General features: G+C 71.3%; 10 protein-coding genes and 6 pseudogenes. 7 read left to right on the plus strand and 9 right to left on the minus strand.

Annotation, left to right across the window (positions count from 1 at the left end):
- Nucleotides 1-114 precede the first annotated feature (114 nt).
- Nucleotides 115-291 (plus strand): annotated as a pseudogene (locus ACSHWO_RS34795) (transposase); the annotation flags it as partial.
- 691 nt (nucleotides 292-982) lie between these two features.
- Here the strand turns inward: ACSHWO_RS34795 and ACSHWO_RS34800 are convergent.
- On the minus strand, nucleotides 983-2,200 hold the full coding sequence (locus ACSHWO_RS34800) for a serine hydrolase domain-containing protein (RefSeq protein ID WP_438318757.1): 1,218 nt from the start codon (nucleotides 2,198-2,200) through the stop codon (nucleotides 983-985).
- A gap of 1,459 nt (nucleotides 2,201-3,659) precedes the next feature.
- Nucleotides 3,660-3,952: pseudogene (locus ACSHWO_RS34805) on the minus strand (ATP-binding protein); the annotation flags it as partial.
- Between the two features lie 229 nt (nucleotides 3,953-4,181).
- On the opposite strand from ACSHWO_RS34805, the gene ACSHWO_RS34810 reads away from it, so the two are divergent.
- Complete coding sequence (locus ACSHWO_RS34810) at nucleotides 4,182-4,796, plus strand: response regulator transcription factor (RefSeq protein ID WP_438318759.1); 615 nt, start codon at nucleotides 4,182-4,184, stop codon at nucleotides 4,794-4,796.
- 28 nt (nucleotides 4,797-4,824) lie between these two features.
- On the opposite strand, the gene ACSHWO_RS34815 is transcribed toward ACSHWO_RS34810, so the two are convergent.
- Together ACSHWO_RS34815 and ACSHWO_RS34820 are read right to left on the minus strand one after the other, a co-directional pair.
- Complete coding sequence (locus tag ACSHWO_RS34815; protein WP_438318762.1) at nucleotides 4,825-5,361, minus strand: ATP-binding cassette domain-containing protein; 537 nt, start codon at nucleotides 5,359-5,361, stop codon at nucleotides 4,825-4,827.
- A gap of 79 nt (nucleotides 5,362-5,440) precedes the next feature.
- Nucleotides 5,441-6,364: pseudogene (locus tag ACSHWO_RS34820) on the minus strand (class III lanthionine synthetase LanKC); the annotation flags it as partial.
- A 471-nt stretch (nucleotides 6,365-6,835) separates the two neighbouring features.
- Here ACSHWO_RS34820 and ACSHWO_RS34825 point away from each other — a divergent pair.
- On the plus strand, nucleotides 6,836-7,261 hold the full coding sequence (locus tag ACSHWO_RS34825) for a subtilase-type protease inhibitor (protein ID WP_361101588.1): 426 nt from the start codon (nucleotides 6,836-6,838) through the stop codon (nucleotides 7,259-7,261).
- 128 nt (nucleotides 7,262-7,389) lie between these two features.
- On the opposite strand, the pseudogene ACSHWO_RS34830 reads toward ACSHWO_RS34825, so the two are convergent.
- Both ACSHWO_RS34830 and ACSHWO_RS34835 read right to left on the minus strand, forming a co-directional pair.
- A pseudogene (locus ACSHWO_RS34830) lies at nucleotides 7,390-7,550 on the minus strand (hydrophobic protein).
- A 395-nt stretch (nucleotides 7,551-7,945) separates the two neighbouring features.
- On the minus strand, nucleotides 7,946-8,440 hold the full coding sequence (locus ACSHWO_RS34835; RefSeq protein ID WP_438319344.1) for a transposase: 495 nt from the start codon (nucleotides 8,438-8,440) through the stop codon (nucleotides 7,946-7,948).
- 21 nt (nucleotides 8,441-8,461) lie between these two features.
- On the opposite strand from ACSHWO_RS34835, the gene ACSHWO_RS34840 reads away from it, so the two are divergent.
- On the plus strand, nucleotides 8,462-8,896 hold the full coding sequence (locus ACSHWO_RS34840; RefSeq protein WP_438318765.1) for a hypothetical protein: 435 nt from the start codon (nucleotides 8,462-8,464) through the stop codon (nucleotides 8,894-8,896).
- 34 nt (nucleotides 8,897-8,930) lie between these two features.
- Nucleotides 8,931-9,020: pseudogene (locus ACSHWO_RS34845) on the plus strand (IS5/IS1182 family transposase); the annotation flags it as partial.
- A 69-nt stretch (nucleotides 9,021-9,089) separates the two neighbouring features.
- Here the strand turns inward: ACSHWO_RS34845 and ACSHWO_RS34850 are convergent.
- The 3 genes from ACSHWO_RS34850 to ACSHWO_RS34860 all read right to left on the minus strand — a co-directional run bounded on the left by ACSHWO_RS34850 (nucleotide 9,090) and on the right by ACSHWO_RS34860 (nucleotide 13,407).
- Nucleotides 9,090-10,754 carry a glycoside hydrolase family 64 protein gene (locus ACSHWO_RS34850; RefSeq protein ID WP_438318768.1) on the minus strand — a complete coding sequence of 555 codons (1,665 nt, stop codon included), beginning with the start codon at nucleotides 10,752-10,754 and terminating at the stop codon, nucleotides 9,090-9,092.
- A 108-nt stretch (nucleotides 10,755-10,862) separates the two neighbouring features.
- Nucleotides 10,863-12,122 carry a family 16 glycosylhydrolase gene (locus ACSHWO_RS34855; RefSeq protein ID WP_438318771.1) on the minus strand — a complete coding sequence of 420 codons (1,260 nt, stop codon included), beginning with the start codon at nucleotides 12,120-12,122 and terminating at the stop codon, nucleotides 10,863-10,865.
- An 868-nt stretch (nucleotides 12,123-12,990) separates the two neighbouring features.
- A complete protein-coding gene (locus ACSHWO_RS34860) occupies nucleotides 12,991-13,407 on the minus strand; it encodes a hypothetical protein (protein ID WP_361101576.1) in 417 nt (138 codons plus the stop codon).
- 189 nt (nucleotides 13,408-13,596) lie between these two features.
- Here ACSHWO_RS34860 and ACSHWO_RS34865 point away from each other — a divergent pair, with 189 nt between their 5' ends.
- Together ACSHWO_RS34865 and ACSHWO_RS34870 are read left to right on the plus strand one after the other, a co-directional pair.
- Nucleotides 13,597-15,987: an ATP-binding protein gene (locus ACSHWO_RS34865; RefSeq protein ID WP_438318774.1), complete on the plus strand. Its 2,391-nt coding sequence runs from the start codon at nucleotides 13,597-13,599 to the stop codon at nucleotides 15,985-15,987.
- Between the two features lie 293 nt (nucleotides 15,988-16,280).
- Nucleotides 16,281-17,276, plus strand: a pseudogene (locus ACSHWO_RS34870) (transposase); the annotation flags it as partial.
- Between the last annotated feature and the right edge of the window lie 113 nt (nucleotides 17,277-17,389).

Below are 17,389 nucleotides of genomic sequence, written 5' to 3' on the forward strand. Positions count from 1 at the left end.
GCGCCCTGTCTGGAGGTGTCGGCCGACGGTAGTACCGAAACGTGCGCCAACAACAACGGCCCTCCGGAGCGGCCGAGTGACCTGTCCGATGCCCGGTGGGAACTGCTGGGACCGATGCTGTCGGCCTGGCGGGCCGAGCGGAGAGGGAAGGGCCTGGACGTCGGCCGTCCGCCCGAGCACGACCTTCGCTGGATCATGGACGCGGTCCTCTATGTCGACCGCATAGGGATCGCCTGGCGGTACCTGCCGCACGACTTCGCACCGTGGAAAACCGCCTACGGGTACTTCGCAGCCCCGCCGGCCGCAGGTCCGTCCCCGGTCCGGCACGCTCGCCCCGGTGTCGAACCGCTCGGCCGCAGCCGAAGGGGTGGCCCCGAGGACCATCTGCGCCATCGCTGCGGCCGCCCGGGAGGCCGTCCCGCAGTAAGGCGGTCGATCCGATGGCTCCATAGACCGGGCCTGTGCAGGCCGGAAACACGGCCGGGCCGACCCTGCCGCTCCCCATAGGACCGGGCTATGGACGCATCGGTCCGTCCCCCCTGGGCAGCGGATGCGTACTGCTGCGTGCCCGTCACGCCGCCTCCACCGCCGTTACCCGGAGCCGGTGACGCGGTCTGATCACATGTCTTGGACTGACTGATCTGGTTGTCGTTGCCCACCACGTTGTTCTGCAGGCCGCACACCAACGGCGACAGCAGGTCGCCGAGCAGTCCGTCCGCCTGCGCAGTGCCCGCGCCGGTCATGGCCAGTACTACCGCGCCCACCAGCGCTGCCGCGGTCCGAGACATCGTCCTCACGCCGTGCTGCCGTCGTTGTCGCCCAGGCCGTCTGGCCGGAGACGTCTATGAGGAACTGCGGCACCCACCAGCGATCAACATGCCTGCTCAGCCGTTTGGCCCTGAAGCTCCACCGGCGGCGGAACCGGCCGGAGTGGGCAAGCCGCCGTCCGAGGGTGACCTTCGGCTACGGCAGACCACAGCCATCACTGTGATGGGCCGTTGTCCTTGCCGTTGCCCGGTCGTGCGGTGGAGCAAAGGGCCTCGTTCACGAGCTCCTCCATGTGCTTCTGCGTCGCCTTCCCCGGCTGCGTGGTGACGGCGACGTGGACGGCGTGGCCGTCCTCGGTGACGCCGCCCCGGGTCTCGTAACCCGTCATGCTGCCGCCGTGCCCCCAGTACACCTCGTCGTTGCAGGAGAGCGGTGTGCTGACCAGGCCGAGGCCGTAGCGGGCGCCGTCGGCGAAGGGGTGGCCGGCGCGGATCGTGGTGCGCATCTGTTCGAGCTGTGGCTTCGCAACGAGGCGGCCGCCCAGGAGCTCGGAGTAGAAGCGGTTGAGGTCGGAGTTGGTGGACACCAGTTGCCCCGCCGCCCAGGCCCAGGAGGGGTCCCATTCGGTGGCGTCGACGAAGGGCGCGCCCGCGGAATCCCGGTGGTAGCCCTTGGGGTGGCGCTCGCGGATCAGCAACTCACCGGGGGCGGGGAAGTAGGTGTGACGCAGCCCAGCACGCCGGATGACGCGTTGGTCGATCTCCACGGCGAGGGGGCGTCCGGTGACCTCCTGCACGAGGAGTCCGGCGACCAGGTAGTTGGTGTTGCTGTACTTCCAGCCCTCCCCGGGTTCGAAGTCGGCCTTGTGCCGGAGGGCGAGGTCGAGGAGTTCGCGGGGCTCGTAGTGACGGATGTCGTCGCTCAGGTAGTCGACGTAGTTGGGGAGCCCGCTGGTGTGCTGGAGGAGTTGGCGGACGGTGATGCGGCCACCGTCGATGCCGTCCCCGTGCACGAGACCCGGCAGGTAGGCATCGACGTGGTCGTCGAGCTTCACCTTGCCCTCGGCGACGAGTTGCAGCACGACCACGGCCGTGAACGTCTTGGTGTTGCTGCCGATGCGGACCTGACCGTCGCGGGGGGCCACGGAACCGGTGGCGATGTCGCCGACGCCCGCGGCGTAGGTACGGGTGCGCCCCTTGCCGTCCGAGACACTGGCCAGGGCGGCGGGCATGCCGTCCGAGCGCACGAGTGCGTTCAGAGCCTGCTGCAGGCTGCCGTCCCGGTCGGCGGTAGGCGCTGCCGCGGCAGGCGGTACTGCGGCGGCCGCCAGGAACACGCCCACGACCACTGCGGCCGCTCCCGGCACAACTTTGCGCCGTAGCCTCCGCCGCCGTCCCGAGGGGCGGAACCGCTCCTCCGTCTGATCACGCACGTGCCACCATCTCCCCTGCACTGGAGCGGCCTTCCGGAAAGCGCTGGCGGCCGCTGGATCGCTTCGCCGGGGACAGCTCCCCGGCCCGTACCAGCATTTCCGCGAAAGCGGCGCTCGGCGATCCTGCCAACCGCCGGGTGGCGGGTAGGGCAATCCCCCGGACAGTGGAGGAGCGGCCAGGCGTGCTGATCGATCGGTCAGTCGGGCGTGTGGCGCGTACGTTTGTACAGATGGGGGTCCTCGGCGGTTGGTCGGAGCCCCGCCGGGAGCCTTCGCCGCGCCCCGCCCGATCCGGGACGAGCGCGCGCCCGTTCCACCTCTCCTTTTCGCTCCCTTCCGCATACGACACCCCGTCAAGCCGGAGGAAGGCTGATCGTGCGAACTGCCCTCCCATGGCTTGCCGACAGGTGCTCGCTCGGAGTGAGAAGCGTCAGACGGGCCGCACTGGGTTCGGTCGTGGCAAGTATCGCGATCACCGGGACCGGTGGAATCGTCCGCGTCACCGGCTCCGGTCTCGGTTGCGACGGAGCACGGCCGGACGACGCCACCCTGTACCTGCCGTTCAACCTGTACGCCCCGCAGCAGCAGGAGACGCACGGCCGACTACGCAGGAGGCTCGCCCCCGCACTCCTGGCCCGGGTGGAGCGGCTGGTGAACGACCACGCGGCGGCGGAGGGGCGGGCGAACCCGTTCCACTGGGCGGCGGCCAAGCTGGTCCACGGCGGAGGGGCCCTCACCCTCTACACCTCGGCTGCGGCGGTGGAGGCGGCCCGGACGGCCCGGTACCCTGCGCGACCCCACTCGGGCCCCTTCCGCTCACCGCGTAGCCGCGCCGACGAGGCGTCCGCCAGGCACGCTGGTCGACGAACTACGCTCGCTCTGTCAGAGGCGTTGGTCTTGGACGCGGAGAGGCCTGCCCGCCGGGTCCGCCGCCTTGCGGGCGCATCACCTCCGTCGGCGGCACCACCCGCTGGAACAGCTCCCACAACTCGTCGGGGATCGTGTCGCTCGTGTGCTCGCGTCGGCCGTCTCCCCAGCATCCCAGATCGGACCCTTCTCGTAGGGTCTGCCTGTGGGATTGAACGCCGTAGGAGGGGCCCTTTGGAGGAGGGTGAGGCCACGCGCCTTGCGGAGGAGTTCGGGCGTGGCTTGACCGAGCGCTGGGATGAGTGGGCCTTTGAGCTCGGCCTGTGGGCGACTCCGGCTGTCACAGGCATGTTCGGCTTCACCTGGCACCCCACCGCAAAGGACGAGGAAGGGCGTCCGGTCCGAGTCGGCGGACACTGGCCAATCCTTGTCGATCAGGACACCGGCTCATGCCGACTCGTCCAGGGGCCGCACGAGTTCGCGGTCCTCAGAGGCACGTCGGCGGTTCGCAATGCCCGCTCGGCCGCCGCCCGTAGTCAGCGGCCGCCCAGGTAGATGCAGGCCGCTGCGGCAGGCTGCATCGTCGGCCTCCGCAATGATGGTAGAGGCGGTCGAGGATGGCGGTGGCCAGGACCTCGTCGCCGAACACCTGTCCCCAGTCGCTGAAGGTCTTGTTCGAGGTCAGGATGATCGAGCCCTTTTCGTATCGCTTTGAGATGACTTGGAAGACCACATTCGCCTCGGTGCGCGCGAGGGCTGGTAGCCGACCTCGTCCAGAACAGGGACGGCCGGCCGTAGGTAGCTGCCGAGTTTGCTGGTCGGGCGTTCTGTGGAGTCGGCGGCGGTGAGGTTGCGGACCATGTCGTCGAGGCTGGTGACATGGATTCAGTACCCGAGCGGAATCGGCCCCACCGGTTCGGCGTGGCCGCGCGTGTCTCGCGACGTCGCGGGTGTAGCTGTGGAGCGTGGCGCGCAGGCGGTGGCTCAGAGGGAGGCACCGGCACAGAGCGGCGTTTGGCCACGGGCGCTCGGACGGGGCGGGATGCGACGTTCCTCCGCGGCGGATTTGGGCACCCGCTTGGTGCCCAGTGATCACCTCCTGAGGAGAGCCCGGATGACCAAGGTCCTGGTCCTACACAGCGTCAGCATCGTGAGGTCGGCCCTCGCCGCTCTGCTGAGATCCGAAGGCGGCTTCGACGTCAGCTGTGACAGCTGGCGGACCTGTGCGCGGCGGGGTGGGTCCTTACGCCCGGACGTGACGGTCGTCGACCTCGACTGTCCGGGCGCGTCGGCCGCCCTCGAGGCCGGCACCGCTACCGGCTCCGCCGGTCCACTGCCCGAGCTGCCGCCTGCGCTGCTGATGCTGGCTACGCCGGGGGCGCCCGGCTCGCTGCGGCGGGGCGTCCGGGCCGAGGCCCGCGGCTACGTGGACAAGGACGGGTCGCCCGGTCGGCTGGTCCGGGCGGTGCGCAAGGTCGCCGCCGGGGAGCGGTTCGTCGACGCCTCCCTGGCGTCGGCCCTCCTCGACGCCGGCGACGTGCCGCTGAGCCCGCGCGAACTGAGCGTGCTGGCCCGGGCCGCCGAGGGCGACTCCGTCGCGGAGATCGCGTACGCCCTGCACCTCGCCAGCGGCACGGTGCCCAACTACATGGCCGCCGTGAAGCGCAAGGCCGGCGCCCGCAACCGGATAGACGCGATCCGGATCTCCCGGCAGGCCGGCTGGGTCTGAGGCGTCGGGGCCAAGGGCACCGGCCCGTTCACCCCTGCGCGTCCCACCCTCCCACGAGATCGCGGTAGAGGGGCGAGCGGGCCGGGAGGTCGGCGTGCGTGCCGTGGACCGCGCGGGTGCCGTCGAGGACGAGGACCCGGTCGGCGCGGGCCGCCGAGGAGATGCGGTGGGCCACCACGACGAGGGTTCCCGGGCGTCGGGCGAGCGCCCGTTCGGCGCGCTCCTCGGCCTCCGGGTCGAGGTGGCAGGTGGCCTCGTCGAGCAGCAGCAGCGGCGCGGGGGAGAGGTACGCCGCCGCGAGGGCCAGCTGCTGGCGCTCGCCCTGGGACAGCCGGGACGGATCGACCGGCGCGTCCGGGCCTCCCAGCCGGTCCACCAGCCCGTCCACGCCGAGGGCGGACAGGGCGCGTTCCAGCCGCTCTTCCGGCACCGGCCCCGGGGACAGGTGGCCGAGGTTCTCCCGGACGGAGCCCGTGAAGACGTAGGCCTGCTGCGGCAGCAGGGTCCGCCGGGGGTCCGGGCCCCGGGCGGGACGGCGGCCGGCCGGGGCACCGGCCAGCAGCACGGTGCCCCGGTCGGGTGGCAGGCCCGGCCAGGAGCGCGGCCAGGGTGGACTTGCCGATGCCGCTCGGTCCGACGACGGCGAGGTGCTCCCCCTCGTGCAAGCGGTGGTCGCCGACGGTGAAGGTGCCGCGGACGGAGGGGACGCAGTCCAGCCCGTCGAGCTGTTCCAGGGCCCGGCGCTCCCGGTGCAGCCGCGTGACGGCGTCGGCCCCGTCGGCGGCGAGCCCGGCGAACGGGCGGCCCTCCTTGAGGACGACCGGCTCGCCGGTACGGGTGTCGCGCCCCGCGTAGACCCCGCCGCCGTTGGAGAAGTGCAGGGCCCGCTCCACGGTGTACGGGACGCCCTCCAGTGTGACGGCCGAGCGGCGTTCCAGGTGGGGGCGCATAAAGTCGGGGAGTTGGACCCAGGCGGGCGGCTGGAACACCGGTCCCCTCGCGTCCGGCACCAGGCGACCGTCGGGCGCCTCGACCGCCGGGACCAGCTCGCCGGCGTCGTCGTAGCAGTGCCGCAGGGTGAAGCTGCCGTAGCGCAGGTGGACCGGGCCGTCGTTCCAGCGCAAGTCGCTGAGGACGTACGGGCCGGGCTCACCGGCCAGCAGGGCGTCGAGGTCCTCGGCAATGCGCCGGCAGGCGTCCGTGTCCGCGGGGTAGACGGTGAGGAACTTCCCGCTCGCCGAACGGTCCGCGTACTTGGCGTTGCGCAGGTGGAGCAGGTACTGGCTGGGCACGAACTTGAAGGCGATGCCCCGCTCCACGCAGTAGGCGTGGACCTTGTCGAGGACCGCCTCCGCGTTGCCCAGACCGGCCGAGACGTGGATCTTCCAGCCTTGGGAGGGTAGTCGGAGGCCGAGGGGGCGCAGTGCGAGCCAGTCGCCGCTGCGGTGCGAGGTCCACCCCTCGGGTACGGGGGCCAGGGCGGCCGGGAAGCACTCGCCGACCCGCCGGTACGGCGCGTCGTAGAACCAGCGGTCGGCGTCGCAGAACGCCGCGTGCCCCTTGTTCACACCTGCTCCCTCGGTCGGTGACGCGGTCCAAGGTGTCACGGCGTGGCGACCCGGCAACAGTCGCGTTTGTCACCAGCTCGGCGTGCACTACGCACGGGTAGCACCTGGGTCGGACCCGGCCCAGGCAAGGCGGCCCGCCACCGCCGCGGCTAGCGGCCGGCTGGGTCTTCCGGCGACTTCGGACCCCGGCCCACCGCATCGAACCGGTCACCCTGGTGGGCCCTCCCGTGCACCGGGCCCGGCCGCCACCAGCGCGGGGACGCCGGAGGGAAGCGCGGTCGGGCGGGCCGGCCGCGCCCGCACCCGGCGGGAGCTGTGCGAAGCCGGGTTCATCCGGAATCCGCACCACCTGTCCGTAAGTCGACCGTCGGTGTGCGGGCCGCCTTCGCACCTGTCAGGGTCGAGTAAGTCCACCGCCACATCACAGATGTGACGGCCCCATACACCTTCGAATCGAAAGCGAGTGTTGTCATGCGCCCCCGCTTAGCCGCAGTCTCCGCCGCCGCACTCCTCTGCCTCGCCGGTGCCACGGGCGCGGCCGAGGCGGCGCCCGCGAGCCTGTACGCCCCGTCCGCCGTGGTCCTCACCATCACTCAGGGGGACGACGCGGGCACGGGCACCGTCCTGCGGGCGACGGTCCTCAACTGCGCCTACACCGCCGAGGGCACACACCCCGACCCGCGGGCGGCGTGCGACGCCCTCAACGCCACCGACGGCGAACTCAACCGCCTCGTGGCCACGCAGACTCCGCACCGGGCCTGCCCGCTGCACTACGACCCGGTCACCATCACGGCCGACGGCGTCTGGCGTGGCAGCCGCCTCGCGTGGAAGCACACGTTCTCCAACGGGTGCGCGATGTCCGCGGGCCTGAACGGCAACGCGCTCTACGCGTTCTGACGCGGGCCCCGTCCGTCACGTCCCCGTCACGGGACGGCGGACCGGCCGTCCGGCGGAGTGCCTATGCGCAGGTGGCCCCGCCCCACATGGGGGCGGGGTCACCTGCACACCGCACGAAGCCTGACGAGCTACCAGCGGTACCAGGTCCGCTGCTGCCGCTGGGAAGGGTAACGAAGCCGACCAGCCACAGGACCAGCACCGCGATCGCGACCCACCAAAAGATCTCCACCGCGCATCCGGCACTGGAAAGGTTCAGCGCGAGCAGAAGAACGAGGAGCTGGGGAACCATAGTTGGCCCGGGTCGAGGGGGACGTGCCGGTCGAGTGGGGCCGGTAGATCCCCGCGCCAGCGAGCGCGGCCACCTGGTCCGGGTGCAGATCGGAGAACTCGGCGTCCCTGGCCGCGCGGCCGGAAATGCGGGTTCGAGTGGGGTGGTGACGTGTTCTTCGTATGGCCCACTCTGTGTCGTGGCGTGGGTGGCCGTGTCGGATGCTGGCTGTGATCCCGGGTGAGCGCGCGACCGACGGAGGAGGCATGGTGGCACCTCTGACCCGGATCCGGCTGGAGGGCGGGGCGGTGTGCTGTTGGAGGGGGCGGCCGGCATCGAGGGGCCGGTGCAGGCCTGGCGGGCCGGGGATCTCGTCCGTGAGGTCCCGGGCACGCTCCAGGAGGCTCTGGAGCCGGTCACCCGGGCGGCGCAGACCGCCCTGTTGCACATCCGTCCGATGCCGAGCACCAGGCCTTCATGCGGGCGAAGACGTGCTCGACTCGGGCCCGGACCTGCTTGTGGGATTTGTTGTGCTCCTCTTTCCAGTCCGGGAGTTCGCTCTGGCCGCGCTTGCGGCGGTGCGGGATGACCAGTCCGGTTCCCGGATATCCGCCGTCGGCGATCGTGAGGGTCTTGCCGACGGCGGCCTTGGCGCCGGACTCCTCCCACGCCGTGCAGTCGTTGCGGTTCTTCTCCGGTGAGCGGCCGGCCGACCAGGTCAGGTTCGTTCGCCGGTACGCGATGTCCAGCAAGGCCCGGTCTTCCAATGAGAGGCCCCATGGTCGGCCCTCGCGTACTGCGTCCGCACCTGCGCGACGCAGTACCGTCACCAGCTTCCCGAAGGCTCTCGGACTCAGCCCGGAGAACGGGGCTGTCCAGGACGACTCCGACGCTGTGATCACACCAGTCAGGATCGAGATCATCTCGTCCGTGTGACCACTTCTTCAGAAAGCCGCCGAGGACTCTCGCCGGCCGTTTTCCTGAGCTGCGACACTCTGCACGTGATTTATCCCGCGACAGACCAACTGTCCTCCGCCGAACGCGCCTTCATGATCAATGCCACCGAGATCGACATCCTCCCCGGTGTCTGGGGCGACCTCGCCGAGCCGCTGGTCTCAGGGCCTGCCTCGGCTCTCGTCCCGATCCTCCTTCCCCTCGTCGACAGAGGATGGATCGAAGTGTGCCGACTCGTTCCCTGGTCGACGCCGAATGGCTCTCTCGGTGAGCAGCCCGGTCCTCCCATCCCGAGGCAGGACCTTCCCGCCGTCCTGGCGAACGCCGAGAACTGGGAGTACCCGCAATCCGGTGCGTGGCTGGGGTGCCTCACACTGACCCTCACCGAAGCAGGACAGGAGATCCCTCGCTGACACGCACTCTCAACGGACCCGCTCCGCTCTCTGCGAGATCCTCCGCGACTGCCGCCTCAACGGCGACGACGTCCACCACGCCATGCGCGGCATCGCCCGCCTGTACGACCTCGCCCTCACCGGAAAGGCCCCCAGGCCACTGCGGCCAACCTCGCCCGAGGCGACTCGTATTTCCTTCCCGGTCACAGCACTACTAGGCGAAGGAGAACCAGTTGATGTTGACGAAGTCGGAGGACTGGCTGCTGTCGAAGGTCAGATAGACGTCGTGGGTTCCGGTGGTGCGGCGGATGTCGGCGGGGACGGTGCGCCAGGCCTGCCAGCCGCCGGTGTTGGCGACGGCGAAGCCGCCGACCGGGGTGGCTGTGGGACTGTCGAGGCGGACCTGGACCAGGCCGCTGACTCCGCCGGCGGCCCCTGAAGCGACGCGGGCGTCGAAGCGGGTGGCGCCGGTGGAGCCGAAGGCGACGGCCGAGAACTTGAGCCAGTCGCCGTTGGACAGATGGCCGACGTCGGATCCGCTGCCGCCGTCGGAGCAGGCCTCGACCTGTGCTCCGGACTGGGCATTGAACGCCTCGGCCTGGATGGTGGTGAAGGCGCTGACCCCGCCGCCCGGGGCGGTGGCGGTCGGCGTCGGGGCCGGTGTGCCGCCGCCGGCCACACCGCCGACCGTGATGGTCCAGCGGCCGGGGGTGTCGGACTGCACCTTGCCCTCGAAGTCGACTCCGGCCGGGTGCACGTCGTCGTACGGGAAGGCGTACCCGAGATGGTCGGGGGTGGTCGTGTGCAGGATGCGGGCGTAGTGGTTGGTGCGCGGCCGGGTGTAGAAGGCGGCGGGCTCCTCGGCGGTCGGCTGGTGGGGGTTGTCCAGCAGGGTGGTGCGGTTGAAGGCGGCGGCGAGCCGTGCGCTGAGATTGCCCATCAGGTCGTTGCCCGTGGTGAAGGGCGCGTCGCTGCAGGAGAAGATGGAAAGGGTGGACGGCTTGGCGAAGCTGCCGGCTCCGGGGAAGGCGAGGACATCGCCGTTCACCCGGCCGGTAACGGTTCCCCAGGTGAACTGGGTGTCGATACGCAGGTCGGTGGAGCGGTACTTGTTCCACACCTCGTCTACGTAGCCGTCGAAGTAGCCTCGGAACAAGGCGTTGTTGCCGCGGATCGCCAGGTTGGGGCTGAGTACGCGCACGTCGCGGCCGCCCGCGGTGACGATCAGCTGGCTCCAGTCGCTGCCGTCGGCGGCGGACTGGGCCCGCAGCGCCGCGGCGACCCGGGACAGTCCGTCGGCGGGCAGCCCGCGCACCGTCTGGGTGCCTTGGCCGGTCTCCAGTCGGAAGGCGATCGGCAGCGAGACCATGTCGACGAACGTGATGTTGGCGTACAACTGGTCGCTGTTGAAGGTGAATTCGCAGAAGTCGTGAGCGACGTTCGCGTTGGGGTCGGTGGGGTTGCTCACCGACGGCAGTGCCAGGCCGCCGCCGCGGTTCACCAGGAAGGTGAGCTTCGTGCCGACGGAGAAGTAGATACGGCCGCTGTCCAGGCGCGGCAGCGTCACCCTCCGCGCTCCGGCGCCGGAGGCGTTGAGCCGGATGGCACAGTCGACCCCGAGGGGGGTCTGATCGTTGGCCGGAGCCGGCGGGTGGTACAGGCTGGAGCCGTTGGCCTGGATGAGGGCCCAGGTGCCGCCGGCCGCGGGGTCACGGCCGAGCACATAGGCGTACACCGTGTGGTTGCCGGTGGTGTTCACCAGGTCCAGGGGGAGCGTGGTGGTGGTGGTCGCGTTGGCGCTCATCTCGAGCCAGGTGGCCGCGGCGGGCGCGGCCAGGGCCAGGCCCGCTGTCACGGCGAGGAGATTTCTACGGGGCATGGTTCGTTGGTGGCGAGCCGTCACGGTGGGGGTCCGTTCTTCGTGAGGTCGGGCGGGGAGCGGTCGGACGCAGGGACAGGGGGAAGGGAGGGCGGCGGGGCTGGTGGGTCAGCCGACCGTCCATTTCTGGTTGGCGGCGCCGGTGCAGGTCCAGGTCTGCAACCGGGTCCCGTCGGCGGAGGAGTTGCCCTTGGCGTCCAGGCACTTGTCCGCACCGGTGTTGGTGAGGTCACGGGCGGCGGTGTACGTCCACTTCTGGGCGTTGGTGCCGTTGCAGGTGTAGAGCTGGACGACGGCGCCGTCGGCGGTGGAGCCGCCCGCGACGTCCAGGCATTTACCGAGGGCGCGGACGGTGCCGTCGCCCCCGATGGTCCACTGCTGGGCCGCGCTGCCGGTGCAGTCGTGCAGTTGGATGGGGGTGCGGTCGGCGTCGGAGCCGCCGGCGACGTCGACGCACATGCCGCCGATGCCACGGATCGGGCGTGCGGCGGGGGCGCCGGCGGAGGATGCGCGGACGTAGTCGACGGTCATCGTCTGCGGGAAGGACGTGGAGGCGTCCGGGGTGCCGGGCCAGTCCCCACCGACCGCCAGGTTGAGGATGACGAAGAACGGGTGGTCGAAGACCCACTTGTTGCCGCCGGTGTCGGCCGGCGTGAGGGTCTTGTACGTGGTGCCGTCCACCGACCAGACGAGGGAGTTCGGGCTCCAGTCGACGGCGAACACGTGGAAGTCGTCGGCGAAGGCGCGGCCGTCGGGCAGGTTGTACGCGGTGCTGAGGCCGCCCGCTCCGGAGTAGCCGGGGCCGTGCACCGTACCGTGCACGGTGCTGGGTTCGCGGCCGATGTTCTCCATGATGTCGATCTCGCCGCTGCCGGGCCAGCCCACGCTGCCGAGGTCGTTGCCGAGCATCCAGAAGGCGGGCCAGATGCCCTGGCCGCGCGGGATTTTGATGCGTGCCTCGAAGCGGCCGTACGCCTGGGTGAAGGTTTTGGCGGTGTTCAGCCGGGCCGAGGTGTACTGGCACGGCCCGTACCAGCAGCCGAGGTCGGCGTCGGTGTTCTTCCGCGCGGTGATGACGAGGTTGCCCTGGCCGTCGAGCGCTGCGTTCGAGGTGCTGTTGGTGTAGTACTGCAGCTCGTGGTTGCCGAAGCCCGAACCGCCGGTCTCGAGCGTCCACTTGGCGGCGTCAGGTGCGCGACCGGCCGCGCCGTCGAACTCGTCGGACCATGTCTGCGCGACAACCGCGGCACCGGCGGGCGGGGTGACCGAACGGCTGAAGGACATGAGCACCGCCGCGACCAGGGCGGTGGTCACGAGGAGCACCACTCCGCCGAGAGAGCGGCGACGTGCGCGATGAGCAGCAGCCATGGGCATGGTTCCTTGTCTGGGTGGGGGAGGAGGAGGGGCGCCAGGCCGGGCGAACCGTGAAGAATGACAGGAGGGGTACGAGAGCGCTCTCAAAAGTGACGCAATGTCACCCGAGGCAGTGAGTATTACGGAGGGGCAACCGTCATGGCAACGTCACACGTCACTCCTTGCACGCCTCTGAGCTGCGGTTTTCTCGTGTGGCCTTCGACTTAACGATCTCTTAAGGCTGGCTTGATGCAGCGAGGCGTGAACCGGAACCGGACGGCCGACACAGGTACTCCGCGCGGGCGTCCGGACCGCTGCTCCCGGCCACGGCGCCCGCGGCCCCGGCAGGCGAGCCCGCCAGGGATCCGGCGACACACTCGGTACGGAACCTCACGCGCATACGACGCCGGACGGTGCACTCTGCCCTGCGCAACTCGTGGGCCCGCCGCCGGTGGCGTCCGTGCCTTGCCCGGAGCGGGGGCCTCGCAACGAAACGGACCCCAGGAGCAGCCGGATCATCGCGGCTGCCAACGAAGCGGCGGTCCGGACCGTCGTGCGCACCGTGCGAAGCTTACGATCACCGCCTCTCGCCGTACGCCGTCGGATGCGCCGCCTTCCAGCCCCTACGCGCGCAGGTGCGCCGCAAACGCAGTCACGCGTTCGCACGACGACGTACCTCGAACAGGTGAGGGAGTCGGCTGCGGGTCCCCGGACCGCGTAGTTGATCTTCGGCCATGGTTGCCGCACCGTGCCCGGCCGGATACGCACGCATGCCCGGGCCGGCCTGGACGCCGCGGCGGGAGGCCGGTACGACGGGCCCCGCACACGGGGGCGGGCCCCTACGGACGCTGCCGTAGGGGCCGCCGAGCGGGACCGGCCGCGCTCACTTCTGCCAGTTGGTCCAGGAGCCGCTGCTCAGACGGTGGCGGTACCAGCGGTCCCCGTCCGTGCCGACGTGCGAGATGGTCGGGTTCCAGGTCTTGTTCCCGTCGACCCGCACCCCGCTGGCGGCCCTGCCGCCCATCGACAGCCAGCCGCTCCAGTTGCCGTTGGAGTCGTTCCAGCGGGTCCAGATCGCGAAGTCCGTGCCGATGATGAACACCTGCCGCTGCCCGTTGGGGTAGGTGTGCCAGGACTCCCCGTACTCGCAGATGTAGTCGCCGCCGAGCCCCGACACGTGGCAGTAGCCCGACGCGGCCGGCGCCGGGGCGGCGTTGGCCGTACCGGCGGTCAGGGCGGCACCGGCCAGCGCGAGGGCGGTGGCGGCGAGCGCCGAGCGGCGGAGGATGGCTAAGGTCATGATCGCTCCTGAGGCTGAATGAAGCCGTTCCGAAGGGTGGCAAGGGAGGTGTGCCGGACAGGCCCCCGTGTCCTGATCCGGCACATCACGACCGTAAGGCCGTTGACGCACCGGGAGACCTCGTGGAGCGTTGCCGGTCGTTGCCGACCGTCCTTGGCAACGACCGGTAGTGGTTCGGAAGGAAAGTGAATGGCGCGTCCGTTCGAGGGCGGCGGGCATCTCCGTGCGCTGCGCGTCCGGCGCGGCTGGTCGCTGGACCGGCTGTCCGGGCAGGTCCACTACAGCAAGAGCTACCTGAGCCGGGTCGAGAACGGCCTGCGTCCCCTCACGCTCGAACTCGCCGAGCGCTGCGACCGGGCCATGGGCTCGGGCGACGAACTGGCCCGGCTCGTACACGACCGGCTCCTGTCCCAGCACTCCGGTGACGCGGCAGCCCCACCCGCACCGGACGAGTCCCGCAGCGGGAACCCGGTACCCGCCCAGTTGCCCGCCGTGGGGCGGATGTGGGGCCGGGAGGCGGAGACCGGCCGGGTCCGGGCCTTCCTCGACGGGCACGGCGGGCCCGCCGTGATAGCGGTCGACGGGATGGGGGGCGTCGGCAAGACGACGTTCGCCGTCGCGCTCGCCACGGGCCTGGCCCCGTCCTGGCCGGACGGGACGCTCTTCGCCGATCTGGGCGCACACGGGCCGTCCGGGAACCGGGCGGCGCCGGAGGAGGTGGCGTCAGGTCTGCTCCACGCCCTGGGGCGGCCGCCGCAGACCGTCCCGGTGGAGCCCGCCGAGCGGATGGCCCTCGTCCGCAGCGTGCTCGCGCAGCGCCGGGTGATCGTGGTGCTCGACGACGCCGCCGGTGCCGCCCAGGTGGCACCACTGCTGCCGGCCGTCGGCGACAGCCTGACCATCGTCACCAGCCGGCGGCGGTTGACCGCCCTGAGCGTACGGCACGGCGCCCTGAGGGTCGGCCTGGAGCCGCTGCCGGTCGACGAGGCCGTGGGGTTCCTGCGGAGTGCGCTCGGCCGGCGGACCGTGCTGCCGGCCGCACCGCGGGCCGGGGCCACCACGGACGTTCCGCACGCCACGGACGTCCCGGATGTCCCCGACGCGACGGACACCTCGGACGCCGCGCTGTCGGCCGTCGCGCGGTACTGCGGATGCCTGCCCCTCGCCATGATGATCGCCGCCGAGCACGTCATCGAGTGGGGTGACCCGTTCACCGCCGCACTGGCCGGGCGGCCGGACACCGCAGGTGCACGGCTGGACCTCCTGACAGTGCCGGGAGAGAACACCGCGGTGCGGTCGGTCTTCGCCTGGTCCTACCGGGCGCTCCCCGCCGACCAGGCGCGGGCGTTCCGGCTGCTCGCCCTGCATCCGGGCGCCGAGACGGGCGTGGCGGCCGCGGCCGCCGTCGTGGGGGAGCCTGCCGCGGCAACCGGTCGGCTCCTCGGCGAACTGCGCGCCGCGAACCTGGTGATGGAGGTGCGGCCCGGCCGCTTCCGGATGCACGACCTGGTACGCGACTACGCCCGCGAATGCGCCCGGGCGGACGAACCCCGGGAGGAGCTGGAGGCCGGCACCGCCCGGGGCCTCGCCTGGTACGCGCACGCGGCCGAATCGGTGGCGGACGTGCTGCTGGGCCGGGCGCGACACCGCGTGGACACCGCGGACGCGCCCGACGGGTGCGTGCCGCTGCGGTTCGCCTCGCTGACGGAGGCGCTGGAGTGGTGCGAGGGCGAGAGGGCGAACCTGAAGGCGTGCGTCGAGGCCGCGCACACGGCCGGGAGCCCGGTGGCCTGGCGGTTGCCGTACGCCCTGTGGCCCTACCTGTACCTGCGCCACCACCACGGTGACCTGCTGAGCGTCGGAACCGTGGCCCGGAAGGCCGCGGAAGGCGCCGGGCCGCGCGCGGTGGCCTGCGCCGAAAGCGTGCTCGCCGCGGCCCGGACCGGGCTGCGGGACCACGTGCGGGCCGGCGGGCACTACAGGCAGGCCGTCGAGCGGTTCGCAGCGGCGGGCGACGCGGTCGGGGAGATCACGGCGCTGGTCGCGTACGCGATGTCCTGCGTACGGCAAGGGCGCGACACGGAAGCCGACGCCCGTATCGCCCGCGCGATGGAGCTCTCCGCGGGCACGGGCGACACCTGGGAAATGGGCGTGGCCCTCACCGGCCTCGGCGAGGTACTGCTCGCGCTCGGCCGGCCCCATCAGGCCGTCGCCCCTTTGGAGCGGGCGGAGGAACTCCACCGCACGCACGCCTCGTTGTGGTTCCAGGCCTCGACCTGGACGCTGATCGCCACCGCGCACCGGGACATGGGGGACCACGGCCGGGCCGAGGCGTGCTACCGGACGGCCATCGGCCTCCACGAACGCACGGGCATGCGCGCCGGAACCGCGCACGCCCTGCACCAGCTGGGCATCTGCCTCCAGGCCTGGGGCCGCCCCGCGCACGCCCGGCGGGCTCTGCGGCGGGCCCTGGAGCTCTATGCCGTGCTCCAGGACCCGCGCGAGCGGACCGTCGGGGAATCCCTGGCCGAAGCCGAAGCCGAAGCCGAAGCCGAAGCCGAAGCCGGGCGGCCGGGTTGAGCTTCTCCTTCGGTTACTTCGGGCCGAAGGTGAGGACGATCTGCGGAGCGGCGTCCGCGGCGGTCGACTCCCTTCGGCCAGGTCCTCGACGGGATCCGCATCTTCGAGGCGCCCGGCCTGACCTTCTACCGAGTCCTCGACGCCATCCAGGACCTGATACGAGCCTGGACCGGCGAATGCCCCACCTTCCACCGCGAGTTACCCACCACGCGTCGCCCAGGACGCAGCGGACCACTATGCGGCGGCTGCGGGCCCCCGGGCGGGCACGGCGGACGGCCCGCAGCCGCGGCAACCCGCTGGACGCGCTGCGTCTGGCACTCGCGGACGACACCGCCACCGTCACCGCCCGGCAGCTGCGCGAACTCATCGAGCGGCTGATCGCTGCCGGGAAGTGGCAGGCCGGCGACCCGGACGTCCTCATCATCGCGGATGCCGGATACGACGCACCACGCCTGGCCCACCTCCTGCGGGACCTGCCGGTCCAGGTTCTGGCCCGGATGCGGTCGGACCGGGTCCTGCGCCGGCCCGCACCCCCGCGGCAGCCTCACACCATGGGCCGTCCGCCGCGGCACGGCGGCGAGTTCGTGTTCGGGCAGCCCGACACCTGGGGCACCCCGGACACCGCAACCGTCACCGACACCCGCCTCTACGGCACCGCCCGAGCACGCCCGTGGGACCGGCTCCACCCCAAGCCCACCCACCGTTCTTCCTGGGCCGCAGCCGACGGCACCCTCCCGATCGTCGAGGGAACGGTGATCCGCCTGGACATCGACCACCTGCCCAGCGGAGCCACCCCCAAGCCGGTCTGGCTGTGGTGGTCCGGCACCGGCGCCGACCCCGCCGGCGTCGACCGGCTCTGGCAGGCCTACCTGCGACGCTTCGACATCGAGCACACCTTCCGCCTGTTCAAACAGACCCTCGGCTGGACCTGCCCGCAGCTCCGCACACCCGAGGCGGCGGACCGCTGGACCTGGCTGATCCTGGCGGCCTATACCCAGCTGCGACTGGCCCGGCCACTGGCAGCCGACCGTCACCGTCCATGGGAGAAACCCACCCCGTCCGACCGCCTCACCCCGGCTCGAGTCCGTCGCGACTTTCGGCACATCCGCCCCAACACCGCCTTCCCAGCCCAAATACCGAAACCCACCGGCCCCGGACCTGGACGTCCCCCAGGGCGCAAGAACTCGCGACCCATCCCACGTCATGACGTCCACACACCCCCCAAGACGGGCACTGCAACGTCCCAGAAGGCGAAGTCGACGACCCCACGACCCCGCCGCACAGGTTGAAGATCAAGTTAGGGAGAAACTGTGTCTCGTATGGCCAGCGCCAGCCAGACGACTGGTACCGCTGCCACAATGATCAGCAGTAGACAGCACGGTAGCGGGGACGGCCCCTTGAG

The sequence above is a fragment of the Streptomyces pallidus (ex Mingjun et al. 2026) genome (genome assembly GCF_051550185.1).
Lineage (GTDB): Bacteria > Actinomycetota > Actinomycetes > Streptomycetales > Streptomycetaceae > Streptomyces.

Coding starts and splice junctions, on each gene's coding strand:
- ACSHWO_RS34810 (WP_438318759.1), top strand. CDS start 4,182: ATGACCAAGGTCCTGGTCCTACACAGCGTCAGCATCGTGAGGTCGGCC.
- ACSHWO_RS34825 (WP_361101588.1), top strand. CDS start 6,836: ATGCGCCCCCGCTTAGCCGCAGTCTCCGCCGCCGCACTCCTCTGCCTC.
- ACSHWO_RS34850 (WP_438318768.1), bottom strand. CDS start 10,754: ATGCCCCGTAGAAATCTCCTCGCCGTGACAGCGGGCCTGGCCCTGGCC.
- ACSHWO_RS34855 (WP_438318771.1), bottom strand. CDS start 12,122: ATGGCTGCTGCTCATCGCGCACGTCGCCGCTCTCTCGGCGGAGTGGTG.
- ACSHWO_RS34860 (WP_361101576.1), bottom strand. CDS start 13,407: ATGACCTTAGCCATCCTCCGCCGCTCGGCGCTCGCCGCCACCGCCCTC.
- ACSHWO_RS34865 (WP_438318774.1), top strand. CDS start 13,597: ATGGCGCGTCCGTTCGAGGGCGGCGGGCATCTCCGTGCGCTGCGCGTC.